The 17555-nt window shown below is 70.7% G+C and carries 17 protein-coding genes; 7 read left to right on the top strand and 10 right to left on the bottom strand.

Annotated features, from left to right (window positions below; all coding sequences use genetic code 11):
• Positions 1 to 39: 39 nt before the first annotated feature.
• The gene (locus MZC64_RS01965) at positions 40 to 498 is read left to right on the top strand and encodes a hypothetical protein (protein ID WP_247755365.1); all 459 of its coding nucleotides are present in this window, start codon (positions 40 to 42) and stop codon (positions 496 to 498) included.
• Between the two features lie 159 nt (positions 499 to 657).
• Here the strand turns inward: MZC64_RS01965 and MZC64_RS01960 are convergent, their stop codons facing one another.
• The 3 genes from MZC64_RS01960 to MZC64_RS01950 form a co-directional block, all read right to left on the bottom strand.
• Positions 658 to 1671, bottom strand: coding sequence for an RNA polymerase sigma factor (locus tag MZC64_RS01960; protein WP_247755364.1), 1014 nt, complete (start codon positions 1669 to 1671; stop codon positions 658 to 660).
• A 157-nt stretch (positions 1672 to 1828) separates the two neighbouring features.
• Complete coding sequence (locus tag MZC64_RS01955; protein WP_308300944.1) at positions 1829 to 2434, bottom strand: class F sortase; 606 nt, start codon at positions 2432 to 2434, stop codon at positions 1829 to 1831.
• A gap of 2 nt (positions 2435 to 2436) precedes the next feature.
• Complete coding sequence (locus tag MZC64_RS01950; protein WP_247755363.1) at positions 2437 to 3087, bottom strand: hypothetical protein; 651 nt, start codon at positions 3085 to 3087, stop codon at positions 2437 to 2439.
• 367 nt (positions 3088 to 3454) lie between these two features.
• On the opposite strand from MZC64_RS01950, the gene MZC64_RS01945 reads away from it, so the two are divergent.
• Positions 3455 to 3841 carry a hypothetical protein gene (locus tag MZC64_RS01945; RefSeq protein ID WP_247755362.1) on the top strand — a complete coding sequence of 129 codons (387 nt, stop codon included), beginning with the start codon at positions 3455 to 3457 and terminating at the stop codon, positions 3839 to 3841.
• Positions 3842 to 3895: 54 nt separating this feature from the next.
• Entirely contained in the window at positions 3896 to 4492 is a 597-nt protein-coding gene (locus MZC64_RS01940) for a phosphatase PAP2 family protein (RefSeq protein ID WP_247755361.1), read from the top strand.
• Here MZC64_RS01940 and MZC64_RS01935 read toward each other — a convergent pair.
• Positions 4459 to 5118, bottom strand: coding sequence for a response regulator transcription factor (locus tag MZC64_RS01935; protein WP_247755360.1), 660 nt, complete (start codon positions 5116 to 5118; stop codon positions 4459 to 4461). The genes MZC64_RS01940 and MZC64_RS01935 overlap by 34 nt on opposite strands.
• The gene (locus tag MZC64_RS01930; protein ID WP_247755359.1) at positions 5115 to 6650 is read right to left on the bottom strand and encodes a histidine kinase; all 1536 of its coding nucleotides are present in this window, start codon (positions 6648 to 6650) and stop codon (positions 5115 to 5117) included. The genes MZC64_RS01935 and MZC64_RS01930 overlap by 4 nt, the downstream gene beginning before the upstream one ends.
• A 123-nt stretch (positions 6651 to 6773) precedes the next feature.
• On the opposite strand from MZC64_RS01930, the gene MZC64_RS01925 reads away from it, so the two are divergent.
• From MZC64_RS01925 to MZC64_RS01915, 3 genes are read left to right on the top strand one after another with little or no spacing between them, the layout of a single operon-like run.
• Positions 6774 to 7121 carry a hypothetical protein gene (locus MZC64_RS01925; RefSeq protein ID WP_247755358.1) on the top strand — a complete coding sequence of 116 codons (348 nt, stop codon included), beginning with the start codon at positions 6774 to 6776 and terminating at the stop codon, positions 7119 to 7121.
• Between the two features lie 19 nt (positions 7122 to 7140).
• On the top strand, positions 7141 to 7593 hold the full coding sequence (locus MZC64_RS01920) for a hypothetical protein (RefSeq protein ID WP_247755357.1): 453 nt from the start codon (positions 7141 to 7143) through the stop codon (positions 7591 to 7593).
• Positions 7594 to 7615: 22 nt separating this feature from the next.
• The gene (locus MZC64_RS01915; protein ID WP_247755356.1) at positions 7616 to 8791 is read left to right on the top strand and encodes a hypothetical protein; all 1176 of its coding nucleotides are present in this window, start codon (positions 7616 to 7618) and stop codon (positions 8789 to 8791) included.
• Here the strand turns inward: MZC64_RS01915 and MZC64_RS01910 are convergent.
• From MZC64_RS01910 to MZC64_RS01900, 3 genes are all read right to left on the bottom strand, one after another.
• Positions 8773 to 10872 carry a hypothetical protein gene (locus tag MZC64_RS01910; protein WP_247755355.1) on the bottom strand — a complete coding sequence of 700 codons (2100 nt, stop codon included), beginning with the start codon at positions 10870 to 10872 and terminating at the stop codon, positions 8773 to 8775. The two genes, MZC64_RS01915 and MZC64_RS01910, sit on opposite strands and share 19 nt — an antisense overlap.
• A 91-nt stretch (positions 10873 to 10963) precedes the next feature.
• Entirely contained in the window at positions 10964 to 12046 is a 1083-nt protein-coding gene (locus tag MZC64_RS01905; RefSeq protein ID WP_247755354.1) for a hypothetical protein, read from the bottom strand.
• Positions 12043 to 12576 carry a hypothetical protein gene (locus MZC64_RS01900; protein WP_247756203.1) on the bottom strand — a complete coding sequence of 178 codons (534 nt, stop codon included), beginning with the start codon at positions 12574 to 12576 and terminating at the stop codon, positions 12043 to 12045. Before MZC64_RS01900 ends, MZC64_RS01905 begins: the two co-directional genes overlap by 4 nt.
• Before the next feature lie 261 nt (positions 12577 to 12837).
• On the opposite strand from MZC64_RS01900, the gene MZC64_RS01895 reads away from it, so the two are divergent.
• Positions 12838 to 14472: a hypothetical protein gene (locus MZC64_RS01895; protein ID WP_247797654.1), complete on the top strand. Its 1635-nt coding sequence runs from the start codon at positions 12838 to 12840 to the stop codon at positions 14470 to 14472.
• Here MZC64_RS01895 and MZC64_RS01890 read toward each other — a convergent pair.
• Positions 14469 to 16535, bottom strand: a complete 2067-nt coding sequence (locus tag MZC64_RS01890; RefSeq protein WP_247755351.1) for a tetratricopeptide repeat protein — start codon at positions 16533 to 16535, stop codon at positions 14469 to 14471. The genes MZC64_RS01895 and MZC64_RS01890 overlap by 4 nt on opposite strands.
• Before the next feature lie 45 nt (positions 16536 to 16580).
• Entirely contained in the window at positions 16581 to 17471 is an 891-nt protein-coding gene (locus tag MZC64_RS01885; protein ID WP_247755350.1) for a hypothetical protein, read from the bottom strand.
• Positions 17472 to 17555: the final 84 nt, after the last annotated feature.

Below are 17555 nucleotides of genomic sequence, written 5' to 3'. Positions count from 1 at the left end.
GAATGGCGATCTGGCCAGTTGTTGGTTCTGGTTCAGGTTATGAACAAGAACCTGCCGGTGTTCCAGACCCGGTTCCTCCGAGTTGTCATGGCGCTGCTGGTGGCCTTCGGGGCACTGGCGGTTGCTCCGGTCGCGGCCGCCTCGACCGCCGAGTCCGGTTCGACAGTGGTCGAGCAGCAGGGCAAGAAGAAGGCCAAGGTCAAGACCAAGGCGAAGAAGCAGAACAAGGTCAAGAAGGGCGAGGAGTTCACCATCGAGGGCTCGATGGAGGACCTGACCGGCGAGCGCTCCGCCGCCCTGTTCGGCTCGGTGATCCTGCAGTCCCAGACCAGTGCGGGGCTGTGGGTGAACCTGGGCAGCCCGAGCCCCTGCCGCCCCAACGGCACGTTCACGCTGTCCCTGCGCGTGCAGACCTCGTTGACGCTGCGGGTGTTCGCGCCGGAGACCGATGTCTACGTGGCGGCCTCGTCCTCGGTGTTCGCGGTCATCGCCATCTAGTCCGGTGTGGGGAGGCCACGGTGGAGTCGGGATCGGGGCCCTGACACCGACCCCACCGTGACCTCACACCGGAATCCGCCTGGCCAGGGGCAGCGCGTGAGCCTCGGCCAGGAGGCGTCCGGTGCTGGTGGGCACGTCCGCGCGTGCTGGCGCGGATGGTCAGTTCCGGGACCCACCACTAGGTTGTCGCCCGGGACCGCCGCGTCCCGCAAAAAAATCTTCCCGGCTTTTCGCCGACTGCCCTGACTTGTGCTGTGACCAGCCGAAACTCCGGAATTGTGCCCCACCACGAGCGGTGAACTTGCCCTTGCCCACCAGCGGCTTGGCCTTGTCCTTGCCGTGTGCGGGCGGGGTGGCCTTGTCCTTGCCGCCGCCGCGTGGCGGGGCCGCGGAGTCCGGTGGCCGGCCGGGAGTGGACCGAGCGGGATCAGACTGGGTGGTGTTGGGCTGGGCCGGCGTGACCGGTGCGGTGCCAGCGACCGGGCCCGGGTCGGGTGAGATCGGCTTCGGCAGTTCGACCAGCGCCAGCGGGGGTGGTTCCGGGGTGGGGCCGGTGCCCGGCAGGCTGGGCAGCACGGCCAGCGAGCCCAGGGCCAGCGGGACCGTGACCGCGGTCAGCGCGACCTTGACCCCGGCCGCCTTCCCTGCGCCCAGCCAGCGCCAGAGTCCGCCGAAGGCCAGGCAGGCGGGCAGCACCGCGGCGGCGGCCAGCCTGCGCAGCAGCCGACGGGCGCGGGTCAGGTGGGATTCGACCGAGCGGGCGCTCAGGCCCAGCTCAGTGGCGATCTGCTCGGGCGGCATACCGGCGCCCGCGCGCTGGACCACCTCGCGGGTGGTGCTGGGCAGCTCGTCCAGTGCCGCTGCCATCCAGCGGGCCTGGTCCCGGTCGGCGATGGCCTCGGACGGGTCGCTGCCGGTGATCCGGGTCTGCGCGTCGCTGCGGGCCAGCGCGGTCTGCTCACGTCTGCGGCGGCGCAGCTGATCGACGAAACGTCGGCGGGAGACCGTGGTCAGCCAGGCCTCCGGCCGTTCGACCGGCGTGCGGTGCGCCCCGGCCAGCAGGTCGACCACCGCGTCCTGGACGCAGTCCTCGGCCTGTTCCTTGCTGGCGCCGGCGGCGCGGATGCGAACCACTGCCTGTTGGGTGGCGGCGGCAAGTCGCTCCTGGTCCATGCACTGCCCCCAGGTCGGCGCGTTTTCGGAGCACGATCGTGACACATGGCCGCGCGGACCAGCCAGCGTCGTTATATGGCCTTAGTGATGATTTCTTCCAGTACGCAGTTGCGGGCCTGGTGCGGAACTCCGCACCAGGCCCGCCACGCGGGACAGCTCAGGCGACCAGCTTGGCCGAGATGATCACGTTGTCCTGGTAGCTGTGCGCCGCCTTGTCGAAGGCGCCGCCGCAGGTGATCAACCGCAGGATCGGGTCGGGGCTGTCGCCGTAGACCGCCTCGGTCGGGAACTCGTTCTTGGGCTTCTGTTCCTTGGTGGTCACGACGAACTTCACCTCCTTGCCGTCACTGCGCTTGACGAAGACCTCGTCACCGGCGGCCAGCTCGTGCAGCTTGTAGAAGATGCCGGGCTGCTTGTTGCCGTCGACGTGGCCGAGGATGATCGCCGGGCCCTTGTCGCCGGGCACCGGGCTCATCCGGTACCAGGCGGCCTGCATCGGCTTGTCCGCCTTGGGCACCTCAAGCGACCCGTCCGGGTTGATCGCGGTGCTGATCAGCGAGGACTGCGCGTTGAGCTTGGGAATGCGCACATCCGTCGGCTTGAGCTTGGCGCCTGCTTCGGCCGCGGCCGGGGTGCTGGTCTGCGACGCGGAGGTCTGCGGGGTGGCGGGTTCGCCACCGCCGCACGCGCTCACCAGCAACGCGGTGGCCAGCAGGACGGTGGCCGCGAGCCCGCGGCCACCGGTCAGCTTGGTCATCTGCATGCTCAGGCGGTGCCGCCGAAACCGGTCTCCACGCCGCCGCGCGGGGTGAAGCCGATCTGCGAGTTCTTCTTGCCCTTGCCCGGCTTGCCGAGCACCGGGGTCTTGCCGCCACCCGGGGTCTCCTCGCCGATCACGCGGAAGGAGAAGCTCAGGGTCTTGGCGCCGCACTTGGCGGTGATCTGGTACTCGCCCAGCTCGACCCCGGCCTTGAGCTTGGCCAGCGCGACGTAGACGCGCGGGTCGACCTCGCTCTGGATGGCCTCGTCGATGGTCAGCGCGACCGAGCTGATGTCGGTCGGCTTGGCTGCGGCGCAGCCGATCACGATCGCGGCCTGGGTCGGGTCGTTCGGGTTGCTGACCAGGCCGAAGATCTGGTCCTGCCACGGCTTGCCACCCGGGTCCGGCTTCTCGCTGGTCGAGGTGGTCGGCCGGGTCGAGGAGGTCGACGTCGACGTGGTCGGCTTGGGGCTGGAGGTGCTGCTGGTCACCGGGCTGGTGCTGGACGGCGAGGTCGTCGGCACCGCGCTGGAGGTGGTGGTGGCCGCCGCCGAAGAGGTGGTGGCGGGCGGAGTGGTCGGAGTGCTGGTCTGCGCGAGCGCCATCGGCGCGGCGATGACAGCCAGCACGGCCGCGCCGGCGACGGCACGGGTCAACAGGCCCAAAGGCTTCTTCAAGGTATTCCCCACATTTGTGTACGCGCCCCCAGGCGCGATCCCAGTCCCCCCGGGAAGTCCGGTTGGGATGGGGCGAGCTTGCCCGAAGAGGCAGCTCAACGTGTAACCGGAATGGGGTGAGAAAAAGCACCGGAAAGTGACGTAACGATCCACATCGGACAACCGATACACACTGTCGCAGACGTCGCCCGGCGTAAAATGGTCCGGCCGCGGTGTCCTCACTCACCGCGACCGGCGATGATCACTCTAGGCGCGGCTCCTGAGCGTGCGCTGAAGATACGCGTAGAACCCCGGCGAGGGGGTACCCGAGACCATGAGATCCGGTGCGGCGCAACAAGTTCCCACGGTGAGCGCGCGCGTCGGCCGCCGGGTCGGGCGGACCCGCGGCCGGATCGGGCGCGCCTGGGCCTTCGCCTATTTCCTGCTCGGCCTCCAGGTTTTCACCCTCGCCCTGGGCACCCACGGTGACGCGGCCCTGCAGTACCTGGCACTGCTCGCGTTCAGCCTGTTCCTCTACGTGCTGCGGCATGAGCCGAACGTGGCCAAGGTGGCCGGGGTGGTGGTGTTCTTCGCCGGGGCCCGGATGCTGGCCCTGGACGAGAGCCACGCGGGCTGGCTGGTCGGGCTCGCCGCGCTGGCCGGACTCACCGTGGCGCTGGTGCCGAACTGGCCGCAACCCACCCCCTGGGCAAGATCCGCTGACGCCCGCGGACCTGACGAAAGTCAGGGGTAACCGTTGCCGATCGCGCACTGTGGACAGTGGGGTGCGCTGCCTAACTTTCGGTGAGTGTCCCTGATACCCGACGTGAGCATTGACCTCTACCGCGCAGTCACCGGTTTCGCCGCAGACACCCCGGAATGGGTGCGCACGGCAGTCGAATTCGGCACCGACGGCGGCCTTCTCGTTTTTGGCGCCTTCTTCCTGATCCTGTTCTGGCGGGCCCGCGACCGCGCGCCAGCGGCGCTGGCCACCGCGCTCGCGGTGCCGCTGGCGGTGGCGGGCAGTTACCTGCTCTCCGAGGTGCTCAAGCTGATCCTGCAGGAGGAACGGCCCTGCCGGGCGGTCGCCGGCGCCGCGGTGCTGACGCACTGCCCGCCGGTGGGCGACTGGTCATTCCCCAGCAATCACGCCACCCTGGCCGCCGCCTCGGCCGCCGCGCTGGCCTACGTGTGGCGGCGCACCGCGCTGTGGTTGCTGCCGCTGGCGGTGCTGATGGCCTACTCCCGGGTGTTCCTGGGCGTGCACTACCCGCACGATGTGGTCGCCGGGTTCCTGCTCGGCGTGCTGCTCGCGCCCGCGCTGGCCTTCCTGGCCGTCCGGCTGCTGGAGCCGGTGCTGGCGCGATGGGTTCAGTCCAGGCCGCGGACCAGTCCGGCCTCGTAGGCCAGGATCGCCGCCTGCACCCGGTTACGGACGCCGAGCCTGCTCAGGATGGTGCTGACGTAGGCCTTCACGGTGCCCTCGACCAGGTGCAGGCGGCGGGCGATCTCCGCGTTGGACAGGCCGCCGCCGAGGAAGGCCAGCACCTCCCGCTCGCGTTCGGTGAGCCGGCCGGTCTGTTCCCTGGCCGCCGCGCCGCGGGCCATCAGGCCGCCGCTGAGTTCGGTGAGCACCCGGTGCGCCACCTTGGGCGAGAGGTAGGCCGCGCCCTCGGCCACCGCGCGCACCCCGGCGATCAGCTCCCGTGGATCGCCTGCCTTGAGCAGGAAGCCGCTGGCCCCGTCGCCGAGCGCACGGGCGATGTAGGCGTCCTCGGAGAAGGTGGTGAGCATGACCACCGCGGTCGCCGGGACCAGGCGGCGGATCTCGGCGCAGGCGGCCAGTCCGTCCAGCTTGGGCATCCGGATGTCCAGCAGCACCACGTCCGGCCGCAGCTCGCGCACCCGCTCGACGGCTGCCTGTCCGTCCGCGGCCTCGCCGACCACCTCGATCCCGGGGTCCACGGCCAGGATGGCCCGGACCCCGGCCCGGATCACCGCCTCGTCGTCGGCCAGCACCACTCGGATCACCGCAGCCCCCGTGGGATCACGTACTTGAGGATCAACGTCTCGCCCGCGAAGCAGAGCTGGTGCACGTCGACCTGGTTGAACACACCGGTCGAGGAACGGTAGTACGCGCAGCGCACCCCCGCCTCCGGCTGCACCCCGCGTTCCGAGGGCGGGTCGGCCATCTCGTAGCGCGGCAGCACCCCGGCCAGTTCCGCCCGGCTCTGGCCGGTCCGCAGCTCGGCGAACGGACCGGGTTTGAGCACCGAGTTGGCCGTGATGAACAGGTAGACCGCGAGCACGCCCAGCACCAGCACGATGCCCGCGCCGACCGGGATGAACACCGCGGCGAGCAGTCCGCGCCAGACCCGGCGCTGGGCGGTGGCCAGCTGACTGGCCGACTCCGAACGTTCGGGCGGATCCGCTTGCGGGGCAACGGATCTGCTCCGGTGCGGCAGCCGAGCGGCCACCCGGAACCCGCGCTGGTGCGGACCGGCGTCCAGGCTGCCGCCGAGCAGCCGGACCCGTTCCCGCAGCCCGAGCAGGCCGCGCTGCCCGGAGGCCAGTCCGGTGCCGGGCTGCCGCGGCTGCTCGTTGACCACGGTCACCGCGGTCTCGTCGTCGCCGTGCTCGATCCGCACGGTGACCAGCGCGCCGGGGGCGTGTTTGGTGGCGTTGGTCAGCGCCTCCTGCACCACCCGGTAGAGCGCGCGGTCCACCATCGGCGGCAGCGTCGCCGCGCCGGTGCTCATCAGCTCGATGGCCATGCCGGAGGCGCGGGCGCGTTCGACCAGCTCGCCGACCTGCTCGCCGACCGGTTCCAGCGGCACCGGATCGGTCTCGTCGCGCAGCACGCCGATGATGTCCCGCAGGGATTCGGTGGCCGCGGTGGCGGTGGCGCGCAGTTCCCCGGCCGCGGTGCGCTGCCGCTCACCCAGGTCGGGCGCGATCTCCAGGGCCCCGGCGCGCAGGGCGATCAGGCTCAGTTCGTGGCCGAGCGAATCGTGCATGTCCTGGGCGATCCGGGCCCGCTCCCGCAGCCGGGCCCGGTCGGCCAGGATGCGCTGCTGGCTCTCCAGCTGCTCGGCCCGCCGCCAGCCCGCGGAGACCAGGTCCTGGTAGAGCCGCCAGCACCGGCCGACCAGCACCGGGAAGATCACCGCGAACAGCAGCACGTAGACACCGGTGAACAGCTCGCCGACCGGCTGGGTGGCCAGGGTCAGCGCGAGCGCGCCGAGGGTGACCGCACCGGCCAGCCAGAGCAGCGGCGGTGGTCCGCGGTGCGGGCGGCGGCCGGCCAGGAAGCTGAGCGCGGTGAGCGGGAAGACGAAGTAGAGCAGCCAGGCGGTGCCCAGCAGGGCCAGGGCCAGCCCGAGGGCCGGGCTGATCCGGCTGACGAACACGGCCACCCCGGCCAGCAGCACGATGCCGGCTACGATCGGCCAGAACCACGGACTGGTCCGCGGAAGCTGCAGGCCACCGACGGTGATCAGGCTGAACGCCAGCCACAGCGACAGGTCGAGCAGCAGCGTCGACCGGGTCCAGCGAGAGCGCACGAGCGCGAGGCTACGCAGCCGGCTCTGGGCCGGGTACTGCCGAAAGTCAAGGAGCGGCTGGCCTCGCGGACACCCGCTGTGCCAGCATCGACACACAGCGCGACCGCCAGCCTTGGGAGAGCCATGCCGGAACCAGTCCTCGCCGACGTCGCCGCCGCGCTGGCCACCGGCGGTTATGCCGGACTGTACGAGCTGGTCAAGGTGCGCTTCGAGGTCGACCGGAAGGCGCAGCGGGCACTGACCGCGGCCAAGGGCGCCGCCGAGGACTCGCCGCGGGTGCTCGAACTGACCGCCACGCTGGCCAGGATCGTCGCGGCGGATCCGGAGTTCCGGAAGAAGCTGCACGGGGAGTGGGCCAAGGTGGACGTGTCCCAGCACGCCGAGACCGGCGGGGTGGTGAACCACATCTCCGGCAAGGTGACCGGGAACGTGGTGCAGGCCAGGGACATCCACGGCGACATCCGGTTCTGAGGCCGTAAGATCGCCGCTCGTGGCTGCGCAGCGGTGGGTGAAGGTGCCGATCGGGCCGCACAGTCCACAGTGGACCACGGTGCGGGCTGGGCGGACCGTGCTCGCGGTGGTGCACAACCTGACCGCCGCCACCCGCCTGCTGGACGTGCTGCCCCTGGTCGCCGACGATCCCCGGGTGCAGGTGGTGTTCACCTGTCCGGGCTCCTCGCCGTTTTCCGGGCGGACCGAGGAATGGCTGCACGAGCAGGGCATGGCGGTCATTCCGTGGAGCCAGGCGATCCAGGTCTCCTTCGACCTGGTGATAGCGGCCAGCTATGGCGGTGACCTGCGGGATCTGTTGGGCCCCTTGGTGGTTCTCCCCCACGGAATGGGCTACAATAAATACTCGCCCGGAAATCGGAAATCGGAAATCGGAAATCGGAAATCGGAAATCGGTTTTCGGTCTTTCGCCGCGCTGGCTGCTTTCCGATGATGAGCTGGTCCCGTCCCTGATCGTGCTCTCGCACGAGGAACAACTCACCCGCCTGACCCAGGCCGTGCCCCAGACCGCGGGCCACACCCTGGTCGCCGGTGACCCCTGCTTCGACCGCCTGCTCGCGGGCGCACCACTACGCCCCAGCTACCGCGCCACCCTGGGCACCACCGACACCCAGCGCCTGCTCCTGGTCACCTCCACCTGGGGCCCGGATTCCTTGTACGGCAACGATCCCCTGCTGATCCGCCGCCTGCTCGAAGCCCTCCCCCTGGACGACTACCGGATCGCGGTCGCCCTGCATCCCGCGGTCTGGGACGCCCATTCCCGCTGGCAGCTCAAGCGCTGGCTGGCCGACTGCACCCGAGCGGGCGCGATCGTGCTGCCACCAGAGGAAGGCTGGCGCGCCGCCACCATCGCCGCCGACCTGATCATCGGCGACCATTCCAGCCTCTCCTTCTACGCCGCCGCCCTCGGCCGCCCGGTCCTACTGGCCACCGCCCCCGCCAACGCCGTCGACCCGGACTCGGCAGTCGGCAAATTCCTGGCCATAGCCCCAAAACTCGCCCCCGATGCCGATCTCCGCAGCACGATCGACCACACCATCACCACCCACGACCCGGCAACTACCAGGTCCGTCACCAGCCTCGCCACCTCAGCCCCCGGCCAGTCAGCCTCGTTGCTGCGCAAGGCTTTCTACGACCTCCTGGCCCTCCCAGAGCCCACCACCCCGGCCCACCTGGCCGCCCCACCCCTACCCCCAGCAGCCCCGGAACCCGTTGCCGCCCAACTGGTCCAGGTCGACCTGGACCTCCCCAAGGCCACCATCACCCGCCACCCGGCCGAACTCCTCCGCCAGCACGCCACCATGCCCGCAGACGCCCACCTGGCCACCAACACCACCGAGCCCTACCGCGCCTGGCTCGACCTGGCCGAGGTGGTCCTGCACACCCACACCCCGATCACGCCCGAGTGGATCACCGCCACCCTGGCCGCCTTGCCGTCGTGCCAGGTCGCGGCCGGTCCGGTGGACGCGGACAGCTGGCTCGCGGGCACCCGGGACGGCCGGTTCTTCCGCTACCAGGCCGGCGTGTTGGCGGGGCAGCTGGTGGCTTCGGTGTTGTGCGTGGCGGGTGAGTTGCCGCCGGAACTGACCATCGAGGTCGGCGGCCGTACCGTTCAGGCGGTCCGCAGGTAGGCCACTGCCCGCTGGACCTGGCGCACCAGGCCCTGCCCGGCGTAGATGTCCGCCGCGGTCCGGTAATGCCGCTCCGCCAACTTCACCTCACCCTGCGCGGCCGCGAGTCCGGCCAGGGCCTCCTGCACCTCGCCACGATCGAAGTCGCGGTTCAGCCTGGTCATCGTGTCCAGCGCGGCGGCGAGCGGCGCGCCCGCCGCCGCCAGACGTTGGGCCTCGATGAGCTTCTTTCCCTGCCAGAGCTGGACTTTCGCCCCGTTGTACTCGTCATCCAGGTCGCTGAAGGTGGTGGCGGCGGCTTCAAACAGTTCGAGTGACCGAACCGGTTCCTCAGGCTTGGCGCAGTGGAACGCGGCGAGCGCGGTCCGGCGCTCGTCCTCGATCACCCGCGCACCGGCCAGGTTCTCCCGCAGCAACTCCAGTGCGGCCGGAACCAGACCCTGATCGAGGCGCATGAGACCAAGCCCCTCAATCGCGGTCAACCTCGCTTCCAGGTCCCCGGCCTCCCTGGCCAGTGCGATCCCGGCCTCGAAGGCGCGCTGACCGGCGTCGAACTCCTCGCAGTGCCGGTGCACGTACCCGATCTGGGTCAGCAACACGCTCTCCACCAGCGGCAATCCCAGCACCCGGGCGGAATCGGCCGCCGCCTCGAACACCGCCAGCGCCTCCTGGTGCCGCTTCAGCACCAGGAACAGCGACCACAGCACAATGCCGAACCGGACGACCTTGTGGTGCTCACCCGCCGCCTTGGCCAGTTCCATGATCGGCTGGAGGTTTGGCGCCTCGACGAGCAGCCACTTCTGGGCCCTCTCCTGCTTGACTCCCGCGCTCGTCCGCAGATCCGCGAACATCCTCCTGCGCCACGGGCGCCGCGGGCACAGCGTCTCGTCGACTTCCGCGCAGAGGACCAGGTAGCAGTCGACCGCCCTGGCCAGGACCAGGTCGTCGTTGTCCGCTGGGAACCGCCGCACCAGTTGCGTGGCATGCGACCGGATCCAGGGGTGCATGGCGTACCGGTCCGCCTTCGGTGGCTGCACCAGACTTCGCCGCTGGAGTTCCCGCATTCCTTGGCGCACCGCAGTTTCCGTCAGTCCGGTGGCCTCGGCCACCACCCCGACGGACAGCGCGGCGAATCCCGGGTGCAGGCCATAGCAGCGATAGCAGGCCGCGGCCTCGAACCCGAGTTTGCCGACCACCATGTCAAAAATCGCGTCCACCGGCTCGCCACCGGAGGTCAGCATCGTGGTCATGCCGTGCCCCGCCGCGCCCAGTTCGTCAAGCAGGTCCTGGAAACCGAGGCCACGGGTCTCCAGCAGCATCGCGCGCACCGCGTCCAGTAGCACCGGCACGCCATGGCAGAGGTCAATCACGGCCTTCATCTCGGCGGCCTGTGCTGTCATCAGCGGTATCAGCCGAGGCGCGAGCCTGAGGAACAGCTCGGCCATCTCCGGTTCCAGCGGCTCAAGCTCGATCGGCCGCGCGCCGTGCGCCTCCAGCGCGGCCAGATTGTCCGCGCCGATGGCCAGCACCACCGAGCGGCCCCGCCCCGGCAGCAACCTGGTCACCTGGTTGGCCGCGACGATGTCATCGAGCACCAGCAGGTACGCCTTGCCCCTGGTCAGCTCACGGAGCAGGCTGGACATCGCACCGAAGTCGGTCGGCTGCCCGGCTCTGGCACATCCCAGCTGCTCCAGCACGTCGGCGAGCACCTCGGCAGCACCACGTGGACGGTCGGTCCAGGCGCCGAAGCTGGCGTAGATCAGGCCGTCCGGGAATTCCTGTTCCCGCAGGTTCCCCCAGTACAGGCACAGCGCGGTCTTGCCGAAGCCCCGGCCGGCGGAGATCGTCGCGACGATCGGTTCGTGCTCATCCGGCCGGTCCGGCAACAACGCGTCGAGCGCGCCCAACGGGCCGACCTGGTTGACCAAGGTCTGCGGTCCGCTCGGCAGGCTCGGCTTCCGCATCGCGGAAAGCGAACCGTTGTAGTTGACGTGCACACCACCGTGCACCACACCGACCTGGACCAGGTCGCCCATCATCTGCTCGACCTTGTTGTGAATCTCCGGCTGTCCGTCCCGCATCGCCCGCTCCCCCGTCATCGACGAGGCCAGGCTACTCACAGGGTCACTGAGCCCGCACGATTTGTGACGAGCGGGCGAGGCGGAACAGTCCTTAGCGGACGGTGTGCCTGATCTGCGGCACCAGGTCGCCCTGCCGCCCCACACCGACCGCCCACACCGCGTTCGACCCGGGCACCGTGCTCACCGCCCTGGTCACGATCCCCGGATCGGACAGCCGCTCCCAGCTGTTCGCGGTGGGATTCCACCGCAGCAGCACCGAAACGGCCACCTTGCCACCCGCGGCCAGCAACTCACCACTGGCCGTCCGGCCGATCGAGCGCAGCCGACCGTCCGGAATGGACGGAACCTGGGTGCTCGCCCAGGTCGAGCCGTTCCAGCGCAGGGCGAGGGGTTGTTCCACGCCGTTGATCGTGGTCGCGCCGACGGCCCAGGCCTCGGTGGGGCTGAGGCTGGTGACGGCGCTGAGCCAGCTGTGTCCGGTGACGGTGGGGGCTGGTTCGGTGCGCCACTGGCCGTTGGTCAGGCGCAGGATCAGTGGGCGCTGGGGCTGGTCCGGGGTGGCGAACTGGGCGCCGACGGCGAGGGCCTGGCCGGCGCCGAGGGAGACGACGCCGTTGAGTTCGCCCTTGCCCAGGGCGGGCAGGGGCTGGCGGCGCCAGGCCGTGCCGTCCCAGCGTTGTACCGCGGGGGTGGCGTTCTTGATCGAGCCGGGGACCGCCTTGCCCGCCAGCCAGACGGCGTTGTTCTCCGCCAGGGCAAGGGATTCCGGGGTCATCGTGCCCCCGGGGTCACTGGCCGGGGCGCGGCGGACCCAGCTGGAGCCGGTCCACTGGGCGGTGCCGGCGCCCGCGGCCCACATGTCGGTGGCGGAGCGGACCGCCAGTGTTTGCGGGAAGCTCTCCGCGGGCAGGGTGGAGTGCTGGGTCCAGCTCCGGCCGTCCCAGCGCAGGGCCAGTGCGTCCACCGCGGTGTTGCTGCGCAGGCGATAGCCCACCGCGTAGGCCTGGGTGTCGCCGAGCGCGGCCACCGCGGTGAGATCGCCCTTGGTCACCGGCGCGGGCAGCGCCCGCCAGTCCTGGGCCACCGCGTTGGAGGTGGGCGCGGCCAGGATGCCCAGCGCGCACAGCGCGGTCATGGTCGTCGCGGCCCAGCGCGACACGGTCCGCCCGCTCATCGCACGCTCCGCTTCACCACGAAGTCGAACCGTCCGCCGTAGGCGTTGGAACCGTTGGCGTTCAACAGGATCGTGCAGGACCGGTTGATCAGCGCGTCCTGTGCGTTGAGCGCGGCGAAGTCCCGTCCGTAGGCCACGGTGTTGTCCGGGAAGTACAGCTGCGTCACCAGCACCGGTCCGCCCGGCGCCTGGACCTGGGTGTGGATGTGCGGGGCCCGGCGGCCCCAGCGGCCGTAGTAGTCCCGCGGGATGATCGTCTCCAGCCGGTAACCGCCATCGGCCCCGGTGCGCTGGTGCCCGCGCAGCGAGAACCCGCTGACGTCGTAATCGCCGTGCTGGTCGCACTGCCAGAACTCCAGCAGCGCACCGGGAATCGGCTTGCAGGCAGGGTCGTAGACCACCCCGCGCAAGGACAGGAACACCCCGGTGATGGACGGGGTGCGCAAATCGGTCCGCTCCGGCGACTCGGGCCGGAACAACGGACCCTCCATCGCCGCCGGGGTCTCATGCCCGGAACAGGCGGGTGTCACCGGCAACGGCGAACCGTCGCCTGGCGGCCGAACCGGTTGCCCCACCGCCGCCACCGCGGGCTGACCACTGGCAGTGACCCCGCCGGCCACCAACGCCGCCGCGGTCACCCCCAGCGCACCGGATCGGATGAACTGTCGTCGGGAACTTGCCTGCGTTGGTGCGTCATCGCGCCACATGATTCAAAGTTAAACTAGAGTGACCGAGTCAGGGGTCCCCCAGAGGACGGATGGCCACCAGACTTTCGTGGTTAAGGTCTGGATATGTCGACGCGCCAGGACACCCGCCAGGTGCTCTTCGTCGTGCACACGGTGGCCTCCGCCAACCGCCTGCTGGACCTGGTGCCGATATTCGACTCTGACCTCCGCGTCGAACTGCTGTTCACCTGCCCGGACGCCTCGGCCATTCCCACCGGAGTCGACCACTGCTTCGCCCAGCTCGGCATCCTGCCGATTCCCTGGCCCCAGGCGCTGGAGCGCAAGTTCGACCTCGCCATCACCGCGAATCACCGGGGCGACCTGCGCAAACTCAGCGCGCCTTTGATGATTGTCTCGCACGGAGTCGGCTATACTAAGAATTCAGCCCGGAAAACGGAAAACGGAAAACGGAAAACGGAAAACGGAAACACGGTCTACGGTCTGACCCGGGACTGGCTGTTGCACGACGGCGAAGTCATTCCGGACGCCCTCGTCCTTTCCCATCGCGAGCAGTGGCACCGCCTGGCCCGTGACGTGCCGGAAGCGCTCGGCACCGCCGTGCTCGCCGGCGACCCGTGCCTGGACCGCCTGCGCGCCAGCGCCTTCCTGCGCGAGCGCTACCGGGAACGCCTCGGCGTGCGCCCGCACCAGCAGCTGGTGGTGATCTCCTCGACCTGGTTCAGCCGCTCGGTCTTCGGCTCGTGGCCGGACCTGTTTCGCCAGCTCATCGCCGAATTGCCGGTCGACGAGTACCGGGTGGCGGCGATCCTGCACCCGCACGTGTGGTTCGGCCACAGCCCGCACCAGCTGCGCCTGTGGCTGGCCGATTGCCTGCGCGCCGGTCTGCTGCTGGTGCCGCCGGTGGAGGGCTGGGGCGCGACGCTGGTGGCCGCGGACGCGGTGGTCGGCGACCACGGTGCGGTGACCACTTACGGGGCCGCGCTGGACCACCCGGTGCTGCTGGCCGCGTTCCCGGAAGCCGATGTGGCGCCGGGGACCTGCGTGCACGAGCTGGGTAGGCGGGCGCCACTGCTGGACCGCGACCGCCCGCTGCGCCCGCAGCTCGACCAGGTCATCGCCGAGTTCCGCCCCGGTCAGCATCGCGCCGTCGCCGACCTGGTCACGGACCTGCCGGGGGAGGCCGCGGCCCGGCATCGCGCGCTCGCCTACGAACTGCTGGGCCTGGCCGAACCAGCGGAGCCGGTGCTGACACCCCCGCTCGATCCGGACCGGCTGCTCCCCGGCACCCACGGAAAACCCGGTTCCGCCTTGGCTTTCCGGGTCACCGGCGAGGTCAGGGCGGATGGCGTGGTCACCCTGCGGCGGCATCCGGCGGATGTGTTCCGGGCCCGGCCGCTGGCCGCGCCCCGGCTGACCGACCAGCACCTGGTGGTGCACACCGAGCATCCCGACCCGGCACTGCGGCAGGCCGCGGAGATCGTCTTCTGCCACCCGGCGGAACTGGGCGGCGGCCCGGAAATCCTGTTGGCGGCCAACCCGTTCTGCACCCTGCTGGCCGAACTGACCGCCGACGGCTGCGTGCTGCACCACCGCGACGGCACCCGAACCCGGCTGACTCCCGAAGCCGCCGTCGACCCGCTGGTGCTCGCCTCCGCCGCGTTCCTGCACGAGGAGCTGCCGGAACGGTTCGTCGTGGCGATCGCGGCACAGCAGGTGGGTGTCCGGGTGACGCCCGGTTAGTCCGCGATGCCGAGTCGCGCGTTGATCTCCCGGATCTGTTGCCGGTACTGCTCGTCTCCGGTGAGGTCGACCAGCAGGCGCAGCACGGTCAGCATGCTGCGCACCGAGTCGTCCGCGGTGAAGATCGTCAGCGCTTGGCGCAACAGCTCGGCCGCGCCGGGATCGGCCAGCCCGGCCAGCGCCTCGCCGTTGACCTGCAACACCTTCGCCCGGTTGTCCGATTCGCCCGCGGTGTCGAAGAAGCCCGCGATCTCGGGCTCGGCCAGCTCGCGCACCGCGTCCGCGAACCGCCGTTCCGCGACGAACAGCCGGGCGCGCTGCAGCCGGAGCAGGGCCAGCATCCGCGGGCGTTCCGCGGCGGGCGCCTCGAACGCGGCCGCCCAGGACCGCTCGTAGTACCCCAGCGCGCCCTCGGCATCGCCCAGCCTGGCCCGGATCTTGCCCAGCCACTCGTGGCTGCTCTGCACCTGGATCAAGCCGACCTCGCCACCGAGTGCCCCGGCGACCTCCAGCGCCTCCTGGAACTCCGCGGCGGCCCGCTCGTACTCACGCACGGCGAAGTGCGCGGATCCGAGCTGGGAGAGCATCCGCATGATCGCCGCCGGGTTCGCCGCCCGGCGCGCGGCGGCGAGGCCGGCCCGGTGCGTGGCCAGCCAGTCCTCGTAGTGCCCGTGCACGTGCAGCAGGCCCCACAGCGCCTCGCAGAGCTGCCAGGTCAGGTCGTCGAGCAGGTACTCCTCGGCCTGGAAGACGGCCAGCCGCAACATCTCGCGCTGCTGTTCGAGCTGGGCGAGCAGGCCGGCCCGCTGCACCCGGTCGGCCAGTGCCACCGAGAGGTAGGGCTGGTACAGCAGGTTGATCCGCGGTCGCCGGGACAGCCGCGCGTCTTTGTCCACAGTGGACTTCAGACACCGGGTGAGGATCTCCTCGACGGTGCTCCGGCGCTCTGGTTCAGGCAGCTCGGCTTTGACCTGGGCCCGCGCGTGCCACCACACCGGCCGATCGAGCCGGATCTGCTCGCCGTCCTCGGTGACCAGGTTGGCCCGCACCAGCTGGTCCAGCGCCCGCCGGGCCGACCGCTCGGGCAGTCCGGTCAGGTCCAGCACGTCGGCGACCCCGGCCACCGGGGCCGGGTGCAGGCCGAGCAGCCGGAAGAGCCCGGCCGCGTCCGTCTCCAGCCGCCCGCAGGCGAGCCGGAGGCCCTTGGCAACCAGCTCCTGGTCCTCGGGGTCCAGCGCGTCCAGCCCCAGCTCGACGAACTCCCGCAGGTTGATCTCGGTCCGCCGCGGTTCCCGGTGGAACAGCCCGGCCAGGATCTTGATCAGCTGCGGACTGCCGTGGCAACCGGCCAGCGCGGCGGTCACCAGCTTCGGATCGGCCTGGTCGAACCGGTCCCCGGTCAGCCTGCGGAGCAGTTCGGCGTCGTGCGGCTCGGTCATCCCGGCCACCTCCAGCAGGGTGAATGCCTCCTGGTCGACCCAGCGCTCCTGCTCGTCCGCGATCACCACCAGCGCGGATCCCGGTGAGTGCACCAGGAACGGCTCGATCTCGGCCCGGCCGCGCACGTCGGTGAGCACGATCAGCAGCCGCCGCGGGGCCATCAGGGTGCGCAGCCGCGCGGCCTGCTCGGCGAGACCGGCCGGGATCTCCGCCCTGGGCAGCCCGAGCGCGGCCAGCGCCTCGCGCAGGGTGGCCGCGGGGCCGAGCCGGTCATCGCGTTCCGCGCTGGACAACGAGATGTACAGCGTCCCGTCCGGGAACAGCTGCTCGTGGTCCAGGCCCGCCTTGGCCACCACGCTGCGCCGACCACTGCCGATCCGGCCGGTGAGCGCGATCCGGGCCAGGCGCAACTCGGTCCAGGCGGCCTGGAACTCCCGCTCCAGCGCGGTCAGCAGCTCGTGCTGGTTGGTGAACCGCGGATCAGGGGCCAGCAACTGCCGGGGGATGTCCACCCGTGCAACGTTGTTGATGGTCAGCGAGCCGATATCCCTGGCCAGGACCGCGTTGCCGGAGACATCGCCCCTGATCGAGTTCTCGGTCCCGTCCCCCTGCTGCTTCGCCACGCCATCCGACCCTACACACGCTGGTCACCAGCAGTGCGCGTTCCGTCACACCGGGCGCAGAACCTGCCCGACCGGGCGACCCGTCTCGGCCTGCCGCAGGTAGGCGCCCGCGGCGTGCGGCTCGGCGCCGTTGTCCACCAGCACGTGCGGCTCGACCACGTCCGCGGCGCCGGGGAAGAGCCGGTCCAGGTCGGGCCGGGCGGCGATCAGGTCGTCCGGGTCCAGGATGTTGACCCAGCGGGCCAGCCCCGGTGGCACCCGGGCCGGTTGCGGACGCAGGCGCTCGTAGATGACCGTACGCAGGCCCAGTGGCGAGCCGAGGGTGATCAGCAGTGGCAGTGGCCGCCCGAGCTGGTGCAGCGCCTCGTAGGCGACCACCGTGCCAAGCGAGTGCGCGATGACCACCCTGGTGTCCGCGCCGATCAGCCCGGCCACCCGCGCGCGCACGGCGGTCCGGATCCGCTCGTCGGTGAAGTACTGGGTGACCTGCCACAACGGCATCCGGACGAACCGTTCGGCAACACTGAACCCGTGCCTGCTGAAGGTGCTGACCCTGGTGATCGCGTTGAGCAGCGGGCGGACCAGTGCCCTCGGTCCCTGCGCGCCCGCGCAGTCGGCATCGGCCTGACGCAGCGCGCGTTCGGCCTGCCGCCGGTCGGCCGGTTCCGGGCCGCGTTCGGCAGCGTGCCGGAGCAGGTCGACGAGCAGCTTCCCGAACAGTGCTTCCTGTTCCGGGGTGCCCGCCTCGATCCCACCGCCCTGGCCGCCGGGGCGGCTGAACAGGTCGGCGTAGTAGGCCAGCCGGGCGGTCGCGGTCAGCGGCGGGTGGCCCGCGGCGGCCAGGCCCGCCGCCAGCGCGCTCACCATGGCCGTCTCCAGCTCGGCCTGGTCCTTGTTCTCCTGCCCGATCCCATGGACGAGCACGATCTCGGCCACTCCCGCCCCCTTCCGCGCACACCTGCGGGTGCACGGTAACCGGGACGCTTGCCCCCGGCCCTGGCCGTAGGGGATCTTGACCTG

Source organism: Crossiella sp. S99.2 (genome assembly GCF_023094165.1).
Taxonomy (GTDB): Bacteria; Actinomycetota; Actinomycetes; order Mycobacteriales; family Pseudonocardiaceae; genus Crossiella.
The sequence above is the reverse complement of the archived record's forward strand: the minus strand, read 5'-3'. Positions and strand labels throughout refer to the sequence as shown.